This is a genomic window from Nostoc sp., from assembly GCF_036919495.1.
Taxonomy (GTDB): domain Bacteria; phylum Cyanobacteriota; class Cyanobacteriia; order Cyanobacteriales; family Nostocaceae; genus Nostoc.
In genome coordinates this window covers 16,109-37,766 of sequence record NZ_JBALBZ010000081.1, presented here as the reverse complement: position 1 = coordinate 37,766, position 21,658 = coordinate 16,109, and the positions used below count along the sequence as shown (strand labels likewise).

The following is a 21,658-nucleotide window of genomic DNA, read 5'->3' as shown; positions in this document are numbered from 1 at the left end:
AAACAAACTCCTAACTCTTTCTTGTACAGACGCGATTCATCGCGTCTCAAACTCCTACCTCTCTTCACTCCCCTCAAGTAATTTAATTGGTTCTCCAGTAGAACCATATAGCTCAACATATCTTTTAAACAGCAATGCAGTCTCGTGATTTGAAGTCCTACTTAAATTAAATAAACGCCCTATATTTTTATCAGTTAAAGCTCTTAGATACGGCAAATCTTCAAATAGTGTCAAGCAAGAAGCAAAATGCAATATTATTTGTAATAATGGCTTTGGCCACTCTAAATCACTATAAATATCTATAAAAAAGTGATGCTCTAAGTCATTTAACGGAAAAGCATGAAATATAACAATTATCCTTTTGTTATTGTAGACTGGAATACTCAGCTCAACAGTATAGGGAGTATGTAATATTAAATCCACCTCTACAATCGGTTGACGCCAAATTCTCAGAGCATTACCTGGCGAATCCAATATTGTTTGGAATTTGATTATTCCACCAGTCTTTGTTGGCTGAAAGTGGCTAATTTGAAAAATCTTCAGGTTATTAAGACTAAAGCTATGAACTGTTTCTAAATGCCTTAAATTCAATAAATGATAAATTTGGCAAATATAAGGGAACGGTAAAATATACTCCTGGCTAATCATGTGGAGCTTTTTCACTTGAAGCTTGTTAGCTTGAGTACGAGCAAGATATTCTTGATATTCGTTGGGGTCTAAATCATTGCTATTAAAGCTTTCATCAGGCTTGAGATATAGCCAACTCAGAAAAAAGAAAGAGGCTGTAAGTAGCTGAAATATTTCTATAGGAGATAAATAACCATCCGCAAATGCAGCTACGCTTCTATCAGTTATGCCAAAAAGCCAAGATGGAATACCAAATAGCCAGATATTACTTTTGATTTGATCTATAAAAAGTGCTATCTCAACATTTGATATATTCTTATCCTTATTGACACTTAAAGTATCATTGTTTTTAAAGCAATTAGTAAACATAGCATTTTGATTATTACTTAATACTAGTAATTCATAAAAATTTACTATTTATATTAAGCTTAAATACAAAATATAGTAACAACCTCTATCTTTAGCTGTATATACAAGTTGTTTTTCTTCATAGCTGTTGAATATCAAGTTCTCTCTCATGAGTCTGACTAAAGATATCAAGCTCTTGTTAGATATAATCCCAAACCCTATGCATCTCCAGTCAAAATAAATTATTTGTAAGTCTTGCCAATAAAGGATTTTATATTGACTTCTGTGATGCATAAATTAAAAATAACAACTTTGCTAAAATCTTTCTGCTAGCTGAGTACAAAACTTGCAGTTATCTCATTTTTCCAAAATTGGTATATCTAGCTAGATAAAAAAGTTGATTTTTCCTGACAATAAAGGAAAGGATGCCGTACTATCGGCGGTAATACAACGCAGTTAGCTCAAGTAGGGAAACCCGCCACACGACTGGCTCCCCTACGTGTCTTTTCACGCAATCAAATAGAAACCCTATATAGAACTGATATTTATTTGGGGATTTTTGCGTAAGTCCTAATAATTTATCTTGTTTGATGCCAAGCTATCTGGGGAGAATATGTCAAAACTCCAGTGAGATATAAGCAATGGTTAATCAGACATACACAGCTGATGTTTTAGTTGTCGGTGGAGGAACCGGTGGTACTGCGGCTGCTATCCAAGCGGCGCGACGGGGAGCCAAAACGATTCTAGTGAGTGAATTTCCTTGGTTGGGGGGAATGCTGACTTCGGCAGGAGTATCCGCACCCGATGGCAACGAATTAGAAGTCTTTCAAACGGGATTATGGGGTGCGTTTTTGCAGGAATTGCGACAACGACAGCCCGGAGGATTAGATAACAGTTGGGTAAGCTTTTTTAGTTACGATCCTCGGATTGGGGCAGAGATTTTTGCAGATTGGGTGCAGGAATTGCCAAATCTGGACTGGATTTCTGGACAAGTGCCAATAGAAGTGTTTCGCCAAGGTGATTCTATTACTGGTGTGCGCTTTGCTGATTTTGCTGTCACAGCCAAGATTATTCTCGACGGCACAGAATTAGGAGATTTATTGGCTTTAGCTGAGATACCCTATCGCTGGGGCTGGGAATTGCAATCTGAGTGGGGAGAACCCAGCGCCCCAGCAGCTTTTAACTCTTTAACTGAAAAATATCCAGTGCAAGCGCCCACTTATGTAGTGATTATGCAAGACTTTGGTGAAGCGATGTCTACGACGGGCGTAGCTGCGGCACCAGAAATTCCACCTGCGCCTAACTATAATTCATTGCAATTTACAGGCGCTTGGGATGGCTATGGCACAGAGACATTTTTGAATTATGGACGTTTGCCTGGTGGCCTATTTATGATGAATTGGCCAATCTGTGGCAATGACTACGGCGAAGGAATAGGGCGATTGATAGAGTCAAATGTATCCAGAGGTGAATTCATCCAAGAAGCTCGCTGGCACAGCCAAAATTTTGCCCATTTTATCCAAAATCAGCTTGGTCCTCGCTATGGTTTAGCAGAAAAAGTATTTCCTCACACCCCTACAGCTTTTGCTCTGCATCCCTATTACCGGGAAAGCCGCCGCTTAGTGGGACTAACTACTGTCCGAGAACAGGATATTTTGCCGATCGCTGGAGGTAGAGTTGCATCTATATATGAAGCGTTCGGCCTACAGCCCTTTGGGCATCCTACGGCAGGCGTTTGCGTACCACTTCGTGGAAGCAAGCTACGCGAAGCGTCTCCGACAGGAGAAGCGATCGCAGTTGGTAACTACGCCAATGACCATCATTATCCTGGTATTCAATTCCCACTACAACCAAAATCTATCCGTTGGGGAGGACGCTGGACTGGAACTCCTTTTACAATTCCCTACAGTTCTATCATTCCAGCCACAACAGATGGTTTCTTGGTTTGTGAAAAGAATATTTCTGTCTCCCATATTGCCAATGGGGCCACTAGATTACAACCTGTGGTTATGGGCATTGGTCAAGCAGCAGGGATGGCAGCAGCGATGTGTGTTGAGTTAAACTGCCAACCGAGGGATTTACCTGTTAGGGCCCTGCAAAGGGCTTTATTGGAAGATAATCGCTCAAAAGTAGCAATTATTCCTTTATTTAATCTTCCGCCCAATCATTCGGATTGGCTGCACTGGCAACTGTATTACTTAAATAACCCACAAGCCTATCCAGCTAGTGGTGATTGCCCTTGCCCATCGTGGAATCATTACCCTGACTCTACTTTTGGCAAGGGATTAATTTGGGAAAGTAACTGTTTCCAAGGCATTTTTTACCGCTTGGGTCAGCAGGAATACAGATTCACTGTCACAGCACCAGCCGCATATCAAGGTCAAAATTGGCAGCTTGTGACTTTGCGATCGCATATCGACAAGCAATTACGCACTTATCCTCACGAAAAATTAGTTACATTGTGGGGTTGTCAAAACCACTCTGGTAATTGGTTATTAGTCGAACATTTGAACGGAGGATAAGAAGAGTTTATTTTCAGTAAAACAGAATACTTTTTGATTAATTGTCCGGATATTAATCAAAAAGCTAAGTATCAGTGAAGTGGAGAGTTTCAAAATAGACATCTGCTATGCGTACTGCCATTTCTCTTTTAGTCTCTAGTCTGATGTTCGGCCCCTTAGCTTCTAACTGCCAAACAATGGTCAATCACTTATCCTATGGGCTGCCTTCCACGCCTGCTTTGGAACAGTGGCGCTCGGCATCATCTGAACAAGCTTCAGATGATGCGCCACGTCATCGCGGTAGTGGGCGTAGAGAAGTAACGTAAAAATCCGAAAATATCTATGTTGTGGTTTAACTACCGTAGGGTAATGCCTTTTTTCTCAACGAAAACAAAGTACCAGAAAACACAGCGTTGTACTAACATCGTTTATACAGGCTTTCTGGCAGATATATATACAGTTGACACACGAAAATCTTCAGCGATCGCTTAGTATTTCAACTGCAAGCTTTGTATATATAGTTAGCGTCAATCCTGGCGATCAAAACGCAAATTAAATTAAGTGCCTTGATTAACAGCATCAGCAACTTCTCAAAAGTTACATAACTGTTGCTCATATTCGGTAGGAAGCTTTGCGTTTCAATCCTCAACTTTTCTATAAATAGATGTTACTTAGACTATCAGTTAATCTAAAGCACATCTAAATTCAGACATTTTGCTTATTGAGGAAACTAGTCTTAAGGCAAATCCACTTTATTCCCAAATAGGTTTTCTCATACATTGAGTAGCTGGCTATCTACATCAGGAAATAATTGATCTTCACTTTGGCGTGCTTTGCCGAAGCATAAAATTTCTTGGCGCTGCATCTGAGCTTATCTAGAGTAGAGATTCGCACAAGTAGTATAGGTTTATTGCACTTGGCAGCGAATCTTACTATTTTTGACTTTTGACTTCCCCAAAGGGGCCGACCTACTCTTGCCCCTGGTTCCTTCTTCTCGCAGATGGCTCCCGACGAAATAAATATTAAGAAGGATCTGCTAGCTCCTCTTAGTCCTCTTAACTATTCTACACCCAAGGGCAGATGCAAAATTTTGCATCTGCCCTTTTTGAGTAAAGTTTATTTAAAGAAAATGTTTGAGAAGGTTTTATGTTGGCTTATGAGCAATGAAATACTTGCTCATAAAATGGACTTGCGTCTCAATATTCTCAAAGCCTACTCTCTGTAAACGTTCTAGCAAGTTATCAGTGGTGTAATGCCTGTAATAGGGTTCATGGAAAGTTTCAGGGAAAGAATCGATTATATGTTCCAACTCAGGTGAATCACTCAACTGAATTGAGTCACAGATAATAAAGACTCCTCCTGGTTTTGTTACCCGGAAGCATTGCTCAATCACTGTCTGACGTACAGTTGCTGGTAACTCATGGAAAAGAAAAACAGAAGTTACAGCATGAAAATAGTTATCTAAATAGGGTAACTCTTCGGCATTCGCTTGTAAAAGTTGCGGCAATTCTCCTGGAATTTGGGATAGTAGTTCATTTGCTTTACGCAAATAAGCTGGTGACAAATCTGTGCCAAACAGAGATGCTTGAGGCAAGGCTGCCCGAATTAACTTTAGAGTCCGCCCAGTTCCACAAGCTACATCTAAAATACAGGCTTGCCGTGGTGCAACCGAATCAATTACTTTCCATCCTTGCTTGAGGGGAGCGAGAATCCGCCGTCGCATTGGATCGGCTGCTCCACCAAAAAGAATTTCTACTTGTAAGTCATATAAGTTGGCTGACAACTCACTCAAGTAGCCATTACTTTGGTGATGGAAGTTCTGCACGTAGTAGCTGGGATAACCATCTGTGTCAATGTCGGGCGAAAAATCTTGGTAATTCTGTTTTTGAACCCGCTCCCACGTTTGAGGGGAATCTAGCCATAACAACGGATAGTAGCGGAAAAAGTCATCCCAAGAGTTGTCAAACAGCAAACTTTCCGGGTACACACCTTTTTCGGCATCTTGCCAGTCTGTTTCCAGTAACTGATTCAATCTCTGTTGAAGCTTGAGTAAAAGCTCATTCGGGATAGGTTTGGTCTTTTGTTCAAGTGTCGGATACACCAGGTTCCTCAACCGTGAACTTAATATTTTGTGAGCCAGACCAAAGTAATTTTTGCTCTGCTGAAAGGTTTGATAAGTCAGCTTAGTTAAACTCTCAGTCATAAAAACAGCTCAAGTTTTGATACTTCTATGTAAATAATTGTAACGAAAAAATATTTACCGTTGCAAAGGTAAAGGCTCCCAGATGAGACAAATCCGAAGCCAGATGATTTTAGCCATCAAAGGTAGATTAGGGAAGATTTTTCGAGCTTTGGGGAAAAATACCTGATATTGTCAGCAAAAGCAAACATTATTTTTTAAAAAAGTAGCTTATGTTACAGAATTTTTGCTATAGTAGTTTATAGAGAGCAAGCCAAAAATATATAACAAAATAAAGAGGAGTATGGTTATGTCTATCGCAGATAAATCTCGTGCGTTAATGGTGCGTGAACATCAGCAAGTCAAGAATCGCCAACAATCAATGCTGATGCGGGCTGCACAAGAACTTGGTCTTCCTGAAGAAGCATCCCACTACTGGAACCCGATTCAAGGCAAGGTTGATGCTAACACTCGGATGATTTATGGGCCAAGTCATGCTTCCATGAGCTAAGTTTCAAGAGTTTTAAGGTTGATTTTGAGTGAATGTCTCAACTGACAACTCTGAAAAAAAGCCACCCTAGAGTAGAGGGTGGCTAAACTTATATATTTAGTTAGATAGCTACGGTACTTAATTAAGCATCGTAATAGAGGTAAAACTCGTAGGGATGAGGGCGCAGCTGTAACTGCTTGACTTCGTTACCTAGCTTGTAGTCAATCCAATTTTCGATAAAGTCTTCCGTGAACACGCCTGATTCGGTCAAGAAGGCGTGATCTTTTTCTAGTGCTTGCAACGCCAGTTCTAAAGAACCTGGAGTTGAAGGAACCTTTGCCAGTTCTTCTGGAGAGAGTTCATAGATATTCTTATCTAAGGGTTCACCAGGATGAATTTTGTTTTTGATGCCATCGATACCAGCACAAAGCATTGCAGCAAATGCCAAGTAGGGGTTAGAAGTAGCATCTGGACAACGGAATTCTAAACGTTTGGCTTTGGGGTTAGTGCCAGATAAAGGAATACGGATAGAAGCAGAACGGTTCCCTTGGGAGTAAGCCAAGTTTACTGGTGCTTCATAACCAGGCACTAGGCGCTTGTATGAGTTAGTGCTGGGATTGGTAATTGCCAATAGCGCTGGTGCGTGTCTGAGAAGACCACCAATGTAGTACAACGCCATCTCACTCAAACCAGCATATTTATCACCTGCAAACAGAGGTTGGCCGTCTTTCCAAATGGATTGGTGACAGTGCATTCCAGAACCGTTGTCGCCAAAAATCGGTTTTGGCATGAAGGTGACGGTTTTACCGTATTTTTTGGCAACGTTCTTGATGACATATTTGTAAATCATCAACCAGTCAGCCGCTTCGATCAACTTCCCAAATTTGAAACCTAGTTCGCACTGGCCACCAGTAGCTACTTCGTGGTGATGCTTTTCAATGGGTACACCTAATTCTGCCATTACCAACAGCATCTCTGTACGGATATCTTGAAAAGAATCCGTTGGTGCGACTGGGAAGTAACCTTCTTTGAAGCGTGGTTTGTAACCCAAGTTGGGTTTGTTCTCTGTACCGGCTTTACCGGAATTCCAAGCACCTTCTTCAGAATCTAAGAAGTAGTAGCCTTCGTTGGCGGTTTGGGCAAATCTAGCACTGTCAAAGATAAAAAACTCAGCTTCAGGTCCAAAGAAAGCTGTGTCACCAAGACCAGTAGAAACCAGGTAATCTACTGCTTTTTGGGCAATAACCCGTGGGCAACGATTGTACCATTCACCCGTGCGGGGTTCTTTGATACTACAAATTATACTTAGCGTTGGCTCTTTCATGAATGGGTCGATCCAAGCAGTGTTGGGGTCGAGTACCATCGTCATGTCTGATTCGTTGATCGCTTTCCAACCCCTGATGCTGGAACCGTCAAAAGGTACGCCATCAGTGAATGCAGTCTCATCGATTTGGTCTTGGAACAGTGTGAGGTGCTGCCAAGTCCCTACTGTATCGATGAATTTGAGATCAATCAGTTGAATTTTTTCATCTTGAATTCTCTTCAAGAGTTCTTGTGGTGTTGTCATTGTTACTCCTTCTCTACCAATTTCCTAAAGTAAACCAGAATCTTACATTGCATCCTAACCCTGCTGATCTCAATCAGGCCGTGACACACCAGAAATATCTTAAATACTAGACATTAGGAGATTTTGTAGCTTGTGCTACAGATATCTGGATTACAGGTTATATTAACCTTTCAGCGATCATCTCTACAAAACTGGAAAGTTCATCACATCAGGGGTCAACTTTGGCATAAAATCCTTAAATAGTGGATAAATTGTTTTTGTGCCAAATCTATTTTAAGTAGCACAAAAATTTACTGGTGCGTAAGTGCAGCCAAATAAATATCAAACCATAAATAGCAAGGATTGGGAGAAAAAATAATGCGCGATGCGGTAACAAGTTTAATTAAGAATTATGACTTAGCTGGTCGGTATTTTGATCGGAATGCGATCGATAGCTTGAAGTCTTACTTTGACAGTGGTACAGCACGAGTACAAGCGGCGGCGGCGATAAACTCTAATGCAGCCGCACTTGTCAAGCAAGCTGGTTTAAAGTTATTTGAAGAACTGCCAGAATTGATTCGCCCTGGTGGAAATGCTTATACAACTCGTCGTTATGCAGCTTGTCTGCGAGATATGGACTACTATCTGCGCTACGCCACCTATGCGCTGGTTGCTGGAAACACGAATGTATTGGATGAGCGTGTGCTACAAGGGCTACGGGAAACTTACAATTCTTTAGGAGTGCCTATTGGCCCTACGGTTCGCGGTATCCAAATTCTCAAGGATCTGATTAAGGAACAAGTGGCAGCAGCAGGTGTGGTTAATACTGCTTTTGTGGATGAACCATTTGATCACATCACACGCGAGTTGAGCGAACAGGATATTTAGTCATTTAAGAAAAAGTATAAAATATAGCGATCGCACTTTTGTCTTTGTTGGGAAAGAGCGATCGCTTTTTTGTGAATTGTACCAGGCGTTGAGAAGGGCTTTATTTAAGTTTTCGCCTTGACGAGCAACTAGAAAGGATTATCAAATGCATAAGCTAGCTCGGTATAGTGAAATTATTCGTCAGTGATTTTGCTGTATCTTAATTATTTTGATGTTTGTATTTGCAAAAAATAATACATTAAGTAGCGATCGCTCTGAATAGCTTATTAATCCAAAAAAATGGCGATCGCAAGTCTTAATATACGAATGAAAAAATATAACCGGATCAAACTTCAGGAAGGGCTGCGCTCTAGCTACTGGTTTGTGCCATTACTGATAACAGGCGCAGCGATCGCACTAGCGTTCTTTATGCTCAGACTTGACTTAATAGGCGAGTCAGGACTAATGGAAAAGTCGGGCTTGAAGATTTACACTGGCGGAGCGGATAGTGCGCTAACTCTGCTTTCAACCATTGCTAGTTCAATGATTACCGTAGCTGGTACTGTCTTCTCAGTCACGCTCGTTGCTCTGACGCTCGCTTCTCAACAGTTCGGGCCGCGAGTGCTGCGAAATTTTATGCAGGATGTCAGATTTCAGTTCGTACTCGGCACGTTTATTGCTACGTTTATCTACTGTTTGCTCGTGCTACGGAGTGTTCATGATGGATTTGTACCGAAAATTTCAATCACTGTCGCTATCCTGCTAGCGATCGCCAGTATCGCTGTACTAATTTACTTCATCCACCACGCCTCAACTTCAATTCATGCATGGCATATCATCAGGGAAATTAGTGACGAATTGGAATCTAATATTGATTATGTATTCTCTGAAAATCTGGGAAATAGTCACCCCAATCACAAGGGGCAACTTGTTGAGGAAATCGCAAGGGATTTGGAGCAACAAGCCTATCCCATCTTAGCGACTGGCAATGGTTATATTCGGGCAATTGATTACGACTGCTTGATGAAGATTGCTAAGTCGAAAGACCTTGTATTGCATTTAAAGCAGCGCCCAGGCAAGTTTATTGTGCGAGGTAGCAAGCTGGTTAGGGTTTTTCCTTTTGAACGTGGGAATCAAAAGCTCACAAAGCAGATAAATCAAGCATTCATTTTGGGTAGAGAACGCACTGCGTTTCAAGATGTAGAATTTTCGATTAAGCAACTAGTGGAGATTGCTATTCGTGCGATTTCCCCTGCGGTCAACGACCCATTCACGGCAATTCGGTGTATTGACCAGCTTAGTGTAGCCCTATGCCGTTTGACTCAAGGGGAGTTCCCATCCCCCTACTGCTACGATGATAACAATCAGCTGCGGTTAATTGCCGACCAGGTGACGTTTGCAGGACTAGTTGATGATGCCTTTCACCAGATTCGACAGTACGCGCGACAAGAGGTAGCAGTCACAATCCGCTTGCTGGAGGCAATCGCAACTATTGCTGAGTACACACGCAACAAAAACAACCACGCAGCGCTATTACGTCATGCCAATATGATTAAACGTGGTAGTCAAGATTTATTGGAGAAATTGGATCGAGAGGATGTTGAGGTACGATACCAGGTTGTTTTGCAAAGACTAGCAAAGATTTCGTAAAAGTGCTAAAGACAGACTATTTTAATTTAATTTAATTTAATTTAATAATTTTATCAGGAGAATCAAGTTAATTGGTTAAACAGCGACTCGATACATTATTAGTAGAGTTAAATTTATGTTCTTCTCGCGCCTTAGCACAACGGCTAATTCAGGCGGGGGAAGTTACTGTTAATCAGCAGTTAGTTGATAAGCCTGGTACAGAAGTTGATATTACTGCTCAAATAAATATTAAGGAGCGATCGCCTTTTGTTTCTAGAGGCGGTGAAAAACTCTCCAAAGCTTTATCAGTATTTGCCATTCCCGTAGCAGAGCGCATTTGTTTAGATGGTGGGATTTCTACTGGTGGTTTTACTGATTGTCTCTTACAAGCTGGAGCAAAAAAAATTTACGGTATTGATGTCGGTTACGGACAAGTTGACTGGCGGTTGCGAAATGATTCGCGGGTAATTTTACGGGAACGCACGAATTTACGGCAACTACGACCAGATGAGTTATATAGCGAAAATGACCCGATTCCTGATTTGGCGGTGGTTGATGTATCGTTTATTTCTTTAACAAAAATTCTGCCTGCTTTGTGGCAACTAACTCAAGCTAACCGAGAAGCTGTATTGTTAGTCAAGCCACAGTTTGAAGTCGGCAGATCCCGTGTGGGTAAAAAAGGTGTTGTGCGCGATCCAAACGACCAAGCTGATGCCATTTTCCAAGTGTTGCAAACAGCCCACGAATTAGGATGGAAATACAAAGGCTTAACTTGGTCGCCGATCACTGGGCCTGCTGGGAATATTGAATATCTTTTGTGGTTGGGAATGGAAAGTGAAACGCCACCACCTGATTTAGAAGCAATTAGGCAAATAACGCAATCAGCAACAACTGATTTACGGAAGAGTTAAACGTCGTAGATTAGACATTCTACAGATTCAGGATGGCGATCGCAGTAATTTTCCAAAGAGGTTTTCTTTGATTTTGCTTGCTGTTGATCGGATTTTTCAGCTTGTAATTCTTCCACAATGTCCCAGGCTACGGCACAAGCAGAAGAATCACTGCCATCTAGCTCACAAGTTGTGCGGGCTTCAGTAATGGCTTCAATAATGGCTTCTTCAAGATTTGTTGCCCCAGCATCAAATGAGTTTAGTGTAGTTGTCATGATACTTTTACCTTTAATTACAGAGATAGATATTAACTGTGAGCTTTCAATGACCCAAAAAGCTCACACTCCGGGTGACGCTCCTGCGTCGCTAACGCCAGTCCCTCTTTGTTGGAGCAACAAGACAGGCCTTGCTCACATTTCCAGTTTAGATAGGCTTCCCACAAGAGGTGGTGGTAAACACCGCCATCTTTTTAGCTAATTTGAGTGGGAATTACCCTCTTGTCATCTTTGATTCAAAAAGCTAGGCGAATTCCACTAGTTGAAGTCCCTAGTCGAGATGGTCATGTTCTCAGTCTTGCATCCCAAATTCGGAATGTCAGTCAATTGTCAGAAGAGTTTGATAGAAGTTGATAAACACTTATAAACAGCAACAAAAGGGAAACAATTGTTATTTATTCTCAATACTTTATGCCTAACTCTTGTCGCAAGCGATACAGAATTGTATTTTGGTCAACTTGAGAGAGAATTTCTTGAATGACGCTGCTAGCGCCCAACTGTCCCCAAGTGCAGCCTTTTTTAAGATACACTTGAGCGGCTTTGCCAACGGAGTATGCACCATAACCAGCGATACCAGCTTGAGCGATCGCACTGCCAGCAAAGGCAGTAATATTGCTGGGATTGTCAGCACTGGTTATTGCAGCAGTACTTTTACCCAAGCCCAAAAGCAAGCTGCTACCTAATTCTCCTAGTAGCAAGCCACCAGAACTAAATAAAATCGTTTTTAAAATTTTCCCAGCTTCGTAGCTAGTCATTGGCAAACCATACAATCTAGCTAGGGCGCGAATTAAAGCCAAATCCGCAACAGTTCCGCCAAGGATATCTAAAAAAGCAATTGGATTGAGCATTACTGCCAAAGCTTTGTATTTGGTAAATTGCCAAATGATATCTTCAGCTTCTTGTTCGCGTAAGTCGATGGTTTTTTGAGCGATCGTGGCTTCTGCATCCCGTGCTTGGATGAGTGCATTTAAAGCCAGAAGCGATCGCCCTTCCCGATTCAGAATATTCAGAATTGTCTCTTTGAGTTCGTCTACTTGCGGTGGTGGTGTCTCCCATTCATAACTGACACGTCCATCAGGCCACTCAACCCGGACTTCCATTGGCGCTGGTTCCGCCGCCACCATCACAATTTCATCAGGTAGTAAAGGCTTTGCTTGAGGATGTCCAGCACCCAGTTGTTGCAAATTTTGGTAAATCACTCCCTGGTCTGTATCTGGATAAAGGTCTATCTTGTTAAATACTAAAATTAGGGGTTTTTGTGCTTGACGTAATTGCAGCAGTGCTTGATACTCAGTGCGCGTGATATCGCCAGACACGACAAACAAAATCAAATCAGCCTGATGCACTACTTCTCGCGCCATATCTGCCCGTAACTCACCCTCAATTTCATCTAATCCGGGGGTATCAATTAACTCTACTAGTACTTTACCGCCGGGTTGCCAACGGACGGAACGGGGCCATTGAGTGACACCGTTCAGGGGCCCAGTTTGCAGAATCTTCTCTCCCAGTAAGGCGTTTAAAACTGCCGATTTACCACGACTCACCAAACCAAAGGCAGCAATTCTAATAACGTTAGAATCCAGCTTCTTGAGTGTGGAGTTCAAAGCTTCTAATTCTGGTTTCAACAAACCTGCCAATTCTGGGTTGGATGAAAGCTGTCCTGACTTACGAAGATATCCATACCAAGACAGCGCTTGTCTGAGACTGGCGCGGGCACGATTTAAGTGAGTTTCTTGCAGATTTCGCACGAAGTTAGGTTGATTCAAGGTTGGACAAACAACAGGCTACATATCCATTTTGATCTAATTCCAAGATTGTCAGTCTGTTTTGTCAAATTAGGCAATACCTTTTAATGCAATGTCCATCTAAAACGTAGGATCGTGTTCATTATCCCAACACTTGCGATCGTGCCAGATCCTCTCAGTATGTTCACATTCAGATGCATTATCTATCCAAGGAATCGATGTAGAGTAATGCGAGGTTCCAATGGAAGCGAATAAGCTAGCAGTGAATAAAGGTAATAAGAAGGATAAAATTATCAATGTACAAATCGGTAGAACTATTAAATATCCACTGAGCAGTAGAATGTTAGTAGGTGTCCAAAAATTTATGCATATTTTATTATTTCTTTTGCAATTTTTTAAACTGGTTTTTGAATCCGAAAAAAGCATGATGCAGCCCTATTAATGTCAGGTTATATAACAATTCCATTTGAGTTTTTACAGCAAAGCTGACTGAGAGCTAGCCGAATTAGGTTTTGGCTATCAGTATATTTAGCAAAAATCAAATAGGAATCCTATATGAGTACGAATTTTTACATAAGAATATTATTGAAGCTATATACTTTAATGTCAAAGGTGCAAGTTACGACTTCTTATAAGTTTTAATTTATGGACACTAAAAAGTATTTTTAATGAAAATATGTTGAAGTTTTAGCAATCACCCTTACGTAAATCCCGGTAAATTTAACTTATAGCCTTCCACCGCCGATGCTAGATTGTTGTATTGCGATCGCCTTCTGGGTAAACAGGAAATTTTACTTACCGTCCCAGGCTTTCAGCCTCAAAAGTATGATTTTGGATTCGCTGCTAAGTGTATACCTAATACGTAATGGTGGCAGTATAGAAGTAGCGTTAATTTTTTTTATACCTAGAGACGATAAATCCGAAGCTTCAAGTAGAGGTGCATCTGCGATCGTTGGCTATGAAGATTTTTGAAGTGAATTAAAAAGCCGAATTTCTAAGGCTCAATTACGTTTCAGTTCGCAACCTCAAGTATATGCGGGCATTTACCGAAGCTTATCCAGACGAGGAATTAGTGCAACAACCTGTTACACTAATTTCTTGGGGTCATAATGTTAGGATTTTGGATACTGTTAAGGGACTTCCAAATAAAAAAATGTTCCAAAACTGAGGCAAAAACTCTCTCTATTTCTTCTCTCTGCGTTCTCTGCGCGGCAGTCGCTCATGGGGGAAACCCCCAAGACCGCGCTGCCTTGTCTCTGTGGTTCGTTTCTTGGAATAATTTATTTCTTGGAAGTCCCTAAAGACCAAACAGAACGCTTGTGGTACGTACAACAGACTATCGAGTATGGATGGAGTCGGAATGTTTTAGTTCACCGGGAGCAATGCGATTTTGTGAGGTGCTTAAAATTCGGGTGCTAAATCACCTATTTAGTGGTGCGATCGCAGCCAAATAACTGTTTTTATTGAGAATTGAACTCTGTAACTGAGAATTCAAGTCCGATCTAACAAAATCGCATTGCTCCCTAGTTCACCAGATTGAAAGCAAGTTGTATCACCAATTCTGAGCGAAATAAATGCTAATACAACTATAGATTCTGATTTAATTTAGAGTGTATTCCAATGCATAGAAAAATATCTTTTATCTATAGCCTTCTGTCGCTGATGCTGTAAAAACCACTTATACAACTCTGGATTATTATATGTCTGCGTCCAAGAGTCGTGCTTGGCTTCTGGGTAAACTGTAAATTTCACATTTCCGTCGTAGGCTTTGACCATGATTTCAGGCTCGCTTAAGGGAACTACATTATTCTTTGTCCCTGTGAAATGCCCACACAGCAAGATTTTTGAAATTACGTGCTGCTTGTAGATTACCACCGCCATAGATAGGCGCGATCGCACGTTCTGGCTGTGCTGCTGCTAAATGCCATGTTCCGTAACCACCCATGCTTAAGCCGATCAGGTAAACTCTATCTGGATCAACAGGATAGGATACAATAACCTGCTCCAGAAGGGTGTTTAATCGCTCTACATTCCAATATTCACTGCACGGAGATTGGGGTGAAATTGACAATAAAAAGAAAATCGCCCGTTGTTCTACAATCTTGGGGACGCCGTACTTTTTCACATCATCTAAGTTAGAACCTCTCTGGCCCGCACCATGTAAAAACAGGATTGTTGGCAAAAATAGCTGTTGTATTTGGTCGCGTAGCCGTAGCCCGTCGTAGATATCGCCTCCATCTACATGTACCCAATCGGGTAAAAATAACAGGTAGTTATAGCTGTCGATAGAACTAACTTGTCGTTATAGTGGCGGCATAGCGTTAAAAATTTTGTTAGTTCAATCTTTACGAACAGCAATAGTATAACTTGGCCTTTGTGTTGCTTCTCGTTGAGTTTTAACTAACCGAAAATCATTATCTATATATAGATGCTCTAAAAAAGAAGTTGCTAGGTAAACTTTTTCAAATTTCTTGACAGTATTTCTGTCCATATCTTTTAATTTGAGTTCTTGCTGTAAATCTATGTTTGGTGCTGCTTCCTTAAATTTAGATTCGACTGTTGTTGTAAACCACTCGTCTGCATCGTCAATTGTCAATGGAATTTCTCTATTCTTCAATGCTTGAAATATTCCAATATTTTTAATATCCCACTGCTCATCTCGAATGGAATACTTTTGCAATACCATTAAGTCGTAAGCTGGTAGTTTTGATGTAAATCTTTGCCAAAAACCAGACTGATGTCCTGGTGCATAGCGGGCAATATTTGCATAGTAACCATCATTATGAAAAATTTGGTAAGAATGCTCGTGTATCCTACCAGGTAAAATATCTTGAAAAGGTATAGTAGACCATATTGGCATCCATACTCCCGTGACGATCGCTACTTGCTCTGCAACTTTTGCAAAAGGGTTACGTTGGCTCAACTCTGCAAAATATGGTGCTAATTCATTTTTATAAAATTCTACTTTAGTCTTTAACGGCTCTAGATCGCGTCCCTTAACAAGTTCTAAAATTTGTTTTTTAATTTCTGTCGTACTCCAATATGCCAAATCTTTGGTAGTTGTGACATTTGCCATTACCGTCTATCCTGGGAAAGTTTCCAGATTTTGATTGCGTCATTAATAGACTACCTTGCTCAAAGAAGACAAATACGGGGACTCAAAGAAATAACTCTCCCTATCCCTGTGTCCCCGCGTCTTTTTAGTGAAGGGCTACTACCAAATCCGATTTCCATTTTCGTCAACTCGTGCTGCCCGAATTACGTCAGAAATCTCTTCGGCATCTTTAACGTGGTGGAGTGCTTTTTTTGTGCCGTCGGGTTCATCTACAACAAAATAAGTCGGGACTGTGATTTTATCGCCTGTAATATCTGGTACATCATCTACAGCTACCTGTTTAGCCTTTTCTTCAACAGATTGAGACTCATCAGCAATTTTATCTCCTGGATTTGCTGTTAAGTTTCTTTCATTGACGTTCGGTTCTTCGCGTAAATGTGTATCCTCACTTACTGGTTGATTAATTTGATTTTCTTGATTTTTATCACTCATGGCTTTTTCAGGTATTGACAAATCTAGCTTTACTAGTAGCATTCTAAAAAATCGAAGCTACAAAGAGTTCTTTCTCTGGAGAGACTTTGAAAATAACACGTCTTAGGTTAGATATTTACTCTGATTAATTTACTTCTTTAGTTGAAATAGGGTATATTTTCCCCTAATGCTTCTACAATTGTACGGGTATTCGCCTCCATCATTTTGATGTAAGAATCTGCTGGACTTCCTTTAATTCATTAGTAAGTTGCGATGCCTTTTGAGTAAATTTTTCTCTATCTTCAGGTGATATCTTCATCAAAATCCCGCATTGCGATCGCATTTTTCGCACTCCCCCAAATGTACGGATCTGGCACAACTTCTCCGTAATTGTAAAAGTACAAAAAAGGAGAATATTTTCCACACTTGATATAACTACTGATTCCCTTGCGATCGCAAACTTTCTAACGTTCCCTGCAAAAATTTACCCCATTCTGCTGCCAAAGGGATTTCTGTAAACGGAACCCGCACTGAATCAACAGATTCGGAAAATAGAAATTCTAACTCTATAGAACGACCTTTTTCTGGTATATTTTCTAAATCTACTTTTTTGTCATCTACTAAAAGATATATTTCTTTAAGATCAAGCAAAGAGAATGTTTCTAGTTTAACAGGCCCTTTAGGCGTGGGTTTTCCCCAAGTTATATTGTTGCCTTTTTGACCTAATACAGCGTAGATGTCATACTTAGCCCGTTCAAATTGCTCTGCCCAAGCGCGATAGGCTTCAACTTTTTGATATTCCTTCGAGCCTTGCCAAGCCAACCAGAAAAACATTACTAATAACGGTAACCACAAAAGACCACGTTCCATCGTTGAAAAAATTCCTGAGTGAAACTTGTAACTAAAAGTGCAAAATCCACCACTAAATGATAGAGATAAGTTATGGTAGTGAGCAAACTGGCAAAAAGCGGTGATGAGTTAATATGAGAAAACTTATATTATTGTGCTTGTTTGTCATTGGGTTAGGATCTGCCATATTTGCTTTCCTGAATTTCCAGGGATTGGCAGCTAAAGGAGAGTTTGAGACGATTTTGCTTGATTTTCGGGAAGATATCCCATCACTGGTTGTGGAACAGGATCTGCAAGCGATCGCCAAACAATACAACGTTACACCCCAATTAGACAACAAGCTTTCCAAAAAAGATAATGTTTATATTATCAAGGGCGATCGTCAACGGCTCAAAGAACTGAAAAAATCTCAGTTTGCCCAAGCTACAGAATTCATTGAACCAAACTATATCTACAGCAAAATTCCTCAACCCGGTCAAGCAGCTTGGCTAGGAGAATTTTTGAGACCCCAAGAAGATGATGATGAGACAACCCCCTCATTAACTGGCCCCAATGACCAATATTACAGCAAGCAGTGGAACTTGCACAAAATCGGCATTGAAGGCGCATGGAGTCAAACTAAAGGCAGTGGCATCACAGTTGCAGTAATAGACACCGGTATTACTAAGGTGCGGGACTTATATGAGACAAAATTCGTCAAAGGCTATGATTTCGTTAACGACCGAGAAGAAGCCACAGACGATAATGGTCACGGTACCCATGTTGCCGGAACTATAGCCCAAGCCACAAATAATAAATATGGCGTAGCTGGAATTGCTTACGAAGCTAGTCTGATGCCGCTAAAGGTACTTAGTTCTTATGGTGGCGGTACTGTTGCCGATATTGCCGAAGCGATTAAATTTGCTGCCGATAAAGGCGCAGATGTGATTAATATGAGCTTAGGCGGTAGCGGTGAAAGCAAGTTGATGAAAGAAGCGATCGAATATGCCCATAGAAAAGGCGTAGTTATCATTGCCGCAGCCGGAAATGAAAACACCAATGGGGCAAGCTATCCAGCCCGCTATCCTTACGTCATTGGCGTTTCCGCAATTGGCCCAGATGGTGAAAGAGCGCCCTATTCTAACTTTGGTGCTGGGGTAGATATCTCTGCTCCTGGTGGTAGTGAAGCTGGTAAGATTCTCCAAGAAACTATCGACGAAAAAGGCGAAGGGGTATTTCTGGGTTTCCAGGGTACAAGCATGGCTTCTCCCCACGTTGCTGGTGTTGCGGCATTAATCAAAGCTGCTGGCATCAAAGAACCAGATGAAGTCTTAAAAGTACTTAAACAGTCAGCGCGAGTTATCCAGGATGATGGTTTGAACTATTATGGCGCTGGACAACTCAATGCAGAAGCAGCAGTAAAACTAGCCTTTAGCGGACAAATCAGTTTTCCAGATTTCTTTAGGTGGTTAAGGGATAGCGGCTATCTTAACCCCGGTTTTTGGATTGATGGTGGTGCGATAGCACTGTTACCCAAGATTTTAATGGTAGTTGGTTCCTATCTGCTGGCTTGGTTTTTACGGGTTTACTTCCCCTTCACTTGGAGTTGGTCTTTATTTAGTGGACTAATCGCTGGTAGTTCTGGGTTATTCTTCCTCAAAGGAATCTATATTTTTGATCTTCCCCAATGGCCTTTCCGGGTTTTAGGCAGTTCAATTCCCGAACTAGGAAATACTCTCCAAGGAACCCATGCATTGAATCCTTTATTTGCTAGCGTACTGATTCCCATTGTGTTAATGGCATTGCTGCTGGGACATCCTAGTTGGAGATGGTTTGCCATTGGTTCAACCTTAGGTGTCACAGCGTGCTTGACAGTAAGTGCGTTTTTCGATCCAGCAGTTATGGGTTTGGGAAGTGGTCACTTAGCACGCCTCTTCCTCATCACCAACGCCCTAATCTGTTATGGACTTGCTCGTTTAGCATTGAAAAATGACGAAAAAATAGCATAAATGGGGAATGGGGGAAGAGTTATTAATAGCTCCTAACTCCTATCCCCTATTTCTTATCCCTTACTCCCCACTCCCCACTCCCTACTCCCCACTTCTTATGAGCATTACACTTACAGGTACAATCGAACGCCGTGATATTGGCACAGGCGCATGGGCGTTAGTTACAGAAGATGGCGTTACTTACGAAATCCTCAGAGGAGCTGACAAAGACTTACTCAAAGCCGGACAAAAAGCAAAAGTTAAAGGACAGGTTCGTGAAGATATCATGACAACTGCCATGATTGGCCCTGTCCTAGAGGTTAAATCTTTTGAGGTAATTTAGTTCTGACTAGCTGTGGAATTTAGAACCTCTTGAAGACGGCTTCTAAACTCCCCTTTGGGATGACCTCCTTTTACTTCACCCACAATCTGAAATTCCCCTTCTGGAGAATTGCAGATGATGTAAGTAGGCCATCCCATTTCTGATTTATCGGGATACTGAGTTAATAAAATCTTGCGATACTTGCGGTAAGCAGCCGTATCCTGCATTTTTACATCGATAAATTCTAAACCCAGTTCTTCAGCCACTTTTTTGTCATAAAAAGACATTTTGTGGCAGATGCCGCACTCTTCTGAAGAGAACTTAATTACAGCTAAACTCATGGGTTGGGGACTCTTTGATTCTAGGCAAAGTTTTTTAGCATAATGCCATGAAATATTACCATATAGCTGGTCATTCTTGGCAAATTAATAGTGAAACCCTGAACCAGTAACTTTTTTTCCTTCCCTGCTTCTAGTAGGGAGGGCAATTCTTTGGGAGTAAGGGTCAAAATGTAGAAAAAAAATTAAGAATATGATTAAATATCATAGCAATCATTTTGCTATAGCATCTCTAGCTCATAATAAAAAGAAAGCGATTCAGGACGGCATTATCAGGTTACGCTTTATCCTGGCAACATAAGGATACTCAAGGTCTACCAGCAGTAACAACAAGTAGAGTAATGCACTACAGTTACGTAGGCAGTGTCTAACGACAAGCCGCTACGCATCTAAGCCAAAAAAAACCCCCAGTGGGTGTTAGCCAACCAGGGGAGTTAGTTATCAGGGTGCATCTACCAATTAAATGTTCTCAGGTTAAACGCCATACTCCGGATAAATTTGTACAAAGGTTAGTTATTTATTAAAATAAAAAAACCCCTGTTGGTGTTAACCTAACTAGGGGAGTGAGTTATCAGGGTGCATCTACCAGTAATCTTTTCTAGGGGCAGCCAGTATCTTCCGGAGAAAATCGTCAAAATCGGTTTTGATGGCAATGTCTACAACAGGCTACGCCTACGAAACTAGAAAAAACCCCCAGTGGGTGTTAGCCAACTAGGGGAGTGAGTTATCAGGGTGCATCTACCAATAATCTTTTCTACAGTAAATGGGTCGCTACCGGATAAATTAGCAGAGGTTGAATTTGTTACTGTTTGTTTATCAAAGAAAAACCTCAGAGGGGTTAGTTATCAGGATTAATTTGCCAATTAAATAATCGGTGTGTCAAGCATGATTGCTGCTTTAGGGCTTACGCATAAGAGATCCTCGAACCCCTGAAAAAGTTAGCTCTTAGAGTTTCCCCTTTTCCAGAGGAGCCATTAGATTGCTCTTAACGTAGCGATAGCAACGTAGAAATGCGTAGGGTAGGAACTACTAAAAGGGTTCCCTGACTCTTAAAGCTTGCTAGAACGTCTTTGAGCAGGAGAAGCAACTGGCGTAGGCTGTATTAGATAAAGGTTTCAAGCTTTTAGTGCGTAAGTTTTGTGCTTACTTCTTTCATAAAAAAACCCCCCAGTGGGCGTTAGCCAACCAGGGGAGCTAGTTATCAGGGTGCATCTACCAATTAAATGTTCTAGGTTTAACTACCATGCTCCGGATAAATTTCTGAGAAAATTGATTTTTCTTTTGTGCCAAAAAACAAAAGTGGATATTAATTGAATTAAGGGAGTTCTAGATCAAGGGACATCCCATCTACTAATCAAGTATTCTAGGGTTAAGCACTATTTTCTGGTAGAGAATATCTGCGTCGGAAGTTGCTGTTGTTTGCCAAAATTGAAAAAAACCCCCAGTGGGTTTTAGCCAACTAGGGGAGTTGAAGATCAAGGTGCATCTACCAATTAAATGTTCTAGTCGCAAGTAATCCGATCCGGATAAAGTTGTAAAGGCAGAAAAAGCAAAACAAC

General features: G+C 41.1%; 24 protein-coding genes. 13 read left to right on the top strand and 11 right to left on the bottom strand.

The features are described from left to right. Nucleotides 1-54: 54 nt before the first annotated feature. On the bottom strand, nt 55-996 hold the full coding sequence (locus V7K25_RS11755; protein WP_335158037.1) for a hypothetical protein: 942 nt from the start codon (nt 994-996) through the stop codon (nt 55-57). 620 nt (nt 997-1,616) lie between these two features. Here V7K25_RS11755 and V7K25_RS11750 point away from each other — a divergent pair. From V7K25_RS11750 to V7K25_RS11740, 3 genes are all read left to right on the top strand, one after another. Then, nucleotides 1,617-3,497, top strand: coding sequence for an FAD-dependent oxidoreductase (locus V7K25_RS11750; protein ID WP_335158035.1), 1,881 nt, complete (start codon nt 1,617-1,619; stop codon nt 3,495-3,497). Between the two features lie 107 nt (nt 3,498-3,604). Next, nucleotides 3,605-3,802, top strand: coding sequence for a heterocyst-inhibiting protein PatX (gene patX, locus V7K25_RS11745; protein ID WP_335158033.1), 198 nt, complete (start codon nt 3,605-3,607; stop codon nt 3,800-3,802). 16 nt (nt 3,803-3,818) lie between these two features. Next, nucleotides 3,819-3,968 (top strand): hypothetical protein, encoded by a 150-nt coding sequence (locus V7K25_RS11740; protein ID WP_335158031.1) that lies wholly within the window; start codon nt 3,819-3,821, stop codon nt 3,966-3,968. Between the two features lie 652 nt (nt 3,969-4,620). Here the strand turns inward: V7K25_RS11740 and V7K25_RS11735 are convergent. Next, entirely contained in the window at nt 4,621-5,679 is a 1,059-nt protein-coding gene (locus V7K25_RS11735; RefSeq protein ID WP_335158029.1) for a class I SAM-dependent methyltransferase, read from the bottom strand. A gap of 286 nt (nt 5,680-5,965) precedes the next feature. Here V7K25_RS11735 and V7K25_RS11730 point away from each other — a divergent pair, with 286 nt between their 5' ends. Further along, nucleotides 5,966-6,166: a hypothetical protein gene (locus tag V7K25_RS11730; protein WP_100899525.1), complete on the top strand. Its 201-nt coding sequence runs from the start codon at nt 5,966-5,968 to the stop codon at nt 6,164-6,166. A 121-nt stretch (nt 6,167-6,287) separates the two neighbouring features. Here the strand turns inward: V7K25_RS11730 and glnA are convergent, their stop codons facing one another. Beyond that, the gene (gene glnA / locus V7K25_RS11725; RefSeq protein WP_335158027.1) at nt 6,288-7,712 is read right to left on the bottom strand and encodes a type I glutamate--ammonia ligase; all 1,425 of its coding nucleotides are present in this window, start codon (nt 7,710-7,712) and stop codon (nt 6,288-6,290) included. Nucleotides 7,713-8,069: 357 nt separating this feature from the next. On the opposite strand from glnA, the gene apcB reads away from it, so the two are divergent. The 3 genes from apcB to V7K25_RS11710 all read left to right on the top strand — a co-directional run bounded on the left by apcB (nt 8,070) and on the right by V7K25_RS11710 (nt 11,098). Next, a complete protein-coding gene (gene apcB, locus V7K25_RS11720) occupies nt 8,070-8,579 on the top strand; it encodes an allophycocyanin subunit beta (RefSeq protein WP_334769947.1) in 510 nt (169 codons plus the stop codon). A 306-nt stretch (nt 8,580-8,885) separates the two neighbouring features. Continuing rightward, on the top strand, nt 8,886-10,208 hold the full coding sequence (locus V7K25_RS11715) for a DUF2254 domain-containing protein (RefSeq protein WP_442948082.1): 1,323 nt from the start codon (nt 8,886-8,888) through the stop codon (nt 10,206-10,208). Nucleotides 10,209-10,279: 71 nt separating this feature from the next. Then, a complete protein-coding gene (locus V7K25_RS11710) occupies nt 10,280-11,098 on the top strand; it encodes a TlyA family RNA methyltransferase (RefSeq protein WP_335158023.1) in 819 nt (272 codons plus the stop codon). Here the strand turns inward: V7K25_RS11710 and V7K25_RS11705 are convergent. Further along, nucleotides 11,095-11,352, bottom strand: coding sequence for a Calvin cycle protein CP12 (locus V7K25_RS11705; protein ID WP_335158021.1), 258 nt, complete (start codon nt 11,350-11,352; stop codon nt 11,095-11,097). The genes V7K25_RS11710 and V7K25_RS11705 overlap by 4 nt on opposite strands. Nucleotides 11,353-11,574: 222 nt before the next feature. Between V7K25_RS11705 and V7K25_RS11700 the strand changes: the two genes are divergently transcribed. Further along, nucleotides 11,575-11,706, top strand: a complete 132-nt coding sequence (locus tag V7K25_RS11700; RefSeq protein WP_335158019.1) for a hypothetical protein — start codon at nt 11,575-11,577, stop codon at nt 11,704-11,706. A 47-nt stretch (nt 11,707-11,753) separates the two neighbouring features. On the opposite strand, the gene V7K25_RS11695 is transcribed toward V7K25_RS11700, so the two are convergent. Further along, nucleotides 11,754-13,100 (bottom strand): GTP-binding protein, encoded by a 1,347-nt coding sequence (locus V7K25_RS11695; protein WP_335158101.1) that lies wholly within the window; start codon nt 13,098-13,100, stop codon nt 11,754-11,756. 741 nt (nt 13,101-13,841) lie between these two features. On the opposite strand from V7K25_RS11695, the gene V7K25_RS11690 reads away from it, so the two are divergent. The 3 genes from V7K25_RS11690 to V7K25_RS11680 all read left to right on the top strand — a co-directional run bounded on the left by V7K25_RS11690 (nt 13,842) and on the right by V7K25_RS11680 (nt 14,551). After that, complete coding sequence (locus V7K25_RS11690) at nt 13,842-14,069, top strand: hypothetical protein (protein WP_335158017.1); 228 nt, start codon at nt 13,842-13,844, stop codon at nt 14,067-14,069. 61 nt (nt 14,070-14,130) lie between these two features. Then, complete coding sequence (locus V7K25_RS11685) at nt 14,131-14,265, top strand: hypothetical protein (protein ID WP_335158015.1); 135 nt, start codon at nt 14,131-14,133, stop codon at nt 14,263-14,265. Nucleotides 14,266-14,416: 151 nt separating this feature from the next. Next, nucleotides 14,417-14,551: a hypothetical protein gene (locus V7K25_RS11680; RefSeq protein ID WP_335158013.1), complete on the top strand. Its 135-nt coding sequence runs from the start codon at nt 14,417-14,419 to the stop codon at nt 14,549-14,551. A 151-nt stretch (nt 14,552-14,702) separates the two neighbouring features. Here V7K25_RS11680 and V7K25_RS11675 read toward each other — a convergent pair whose 3' ends face one another. The 5 genes from V7K25_RS11675 to V7K25_RS11650 form a co-directional block, all read right to left on the bottom strand. Continuing rightward, the gene (locus V7K25_RS11675) at nt 14,703-14,873 is read right to left on the bottom strand and encodes a hypothetical protein (protein WP_335158010.1); all 171 of its coding nucleotides are present in this window, start codon (nt 14,871-14,873) and stop codon (nt 14,703-14,705) included. A gap of 28 nt (nt 14,874-14,901) precedes the next feature. Then, complete coding sequence (locus tag V7K25_RS11670; protein WP_335158008.1) at nt 14,902-15,279, bottom strand: hypothetical protein; 378 nt, start codon at nt 15,277-15,279, stop codon at nt 14,902-14,904. Nucleotides 15,280-15,435: 156 nt separating this feature from the next. Continuing rightward, nucleotides 15,436-16,173, bottom strand: a complete 738-nt coding sequence (locus V7K25_RS11665) for a hypothetical protein (RefSeq protein ID WP_335158006.1) — start codon at nt 16,171-16,173, stop codon at nt 15,436-15,438. Nucleotides 16,174-16,311: 138 nt separating this feature from the next. Further along, nucleotides 16,312-16,644, bottom strand: coding sequence for a hypothetical protein (locus tag V7K25_RS11660; RefSeq protein WP_335158099.1), 333 nt, complete (start codon nt 16,642-16,644; stop codon nt 16,312-16,314). A gap of 414 nt (nt 16,645-17,058) precedes the next feature. Further along, entirely contained in the window at nt 17,059-17,493 is a 435-nt protein-coding gene (locus tag V7K25_RS11650) for a hypothetical protein (RefSeq protein WP_335158004.1), read from the bottom strand. A gap of 113 nt (nt 17,494-17,606) precedes the next feature. Between V7K25_RS11650 and V7K25_RS11645 the strand changes: the two genes are divergently transcribed. After that, nucleotides 17,607-19,460, top strand: a complete 1,854-nt coding sequence (locus tag V7K25_RS11645) for a S8 family peptidase (protein WP_335158002.1) — start codon at nt 17,607-17,609, stop codon at nt 19,458-19,460. Nucleotides 19,461-19,557: 97 nt separating this feature from the next. After that, the gene (locus V7K25_RS11640; protein WP_335158000.1) at nt 19,558-19,782 is read left to right on the top strand and encodes a hypothetical protein; all 225 of its coding nucleotides are present in this window, start codon (nt 19,558-19,560) and stop codon (nt 19,780-19,782) included. Here the strand turns inward: V7K25_RS11640 and V7K25_RS11635 are convergent. Continuing rightward, on the bottom strand, nt 19,779-20,102 hold the full coding sequence (locus tag V7K25_RS11635; RefSeq protein ID WP_100899583.1) for a thioredoxin family protein: 324 nt from the start codon (nt 20,100-20,102) through the stop codon (nt 19,779-19,781). The two genes, V7K25_RS11640 and V7K25_RS11635, sit on opposite strands and share 4 nt — an antisense overlap. Nucleotides 20,103-21,658 lie beyond the last annotated feature (1,556 nt).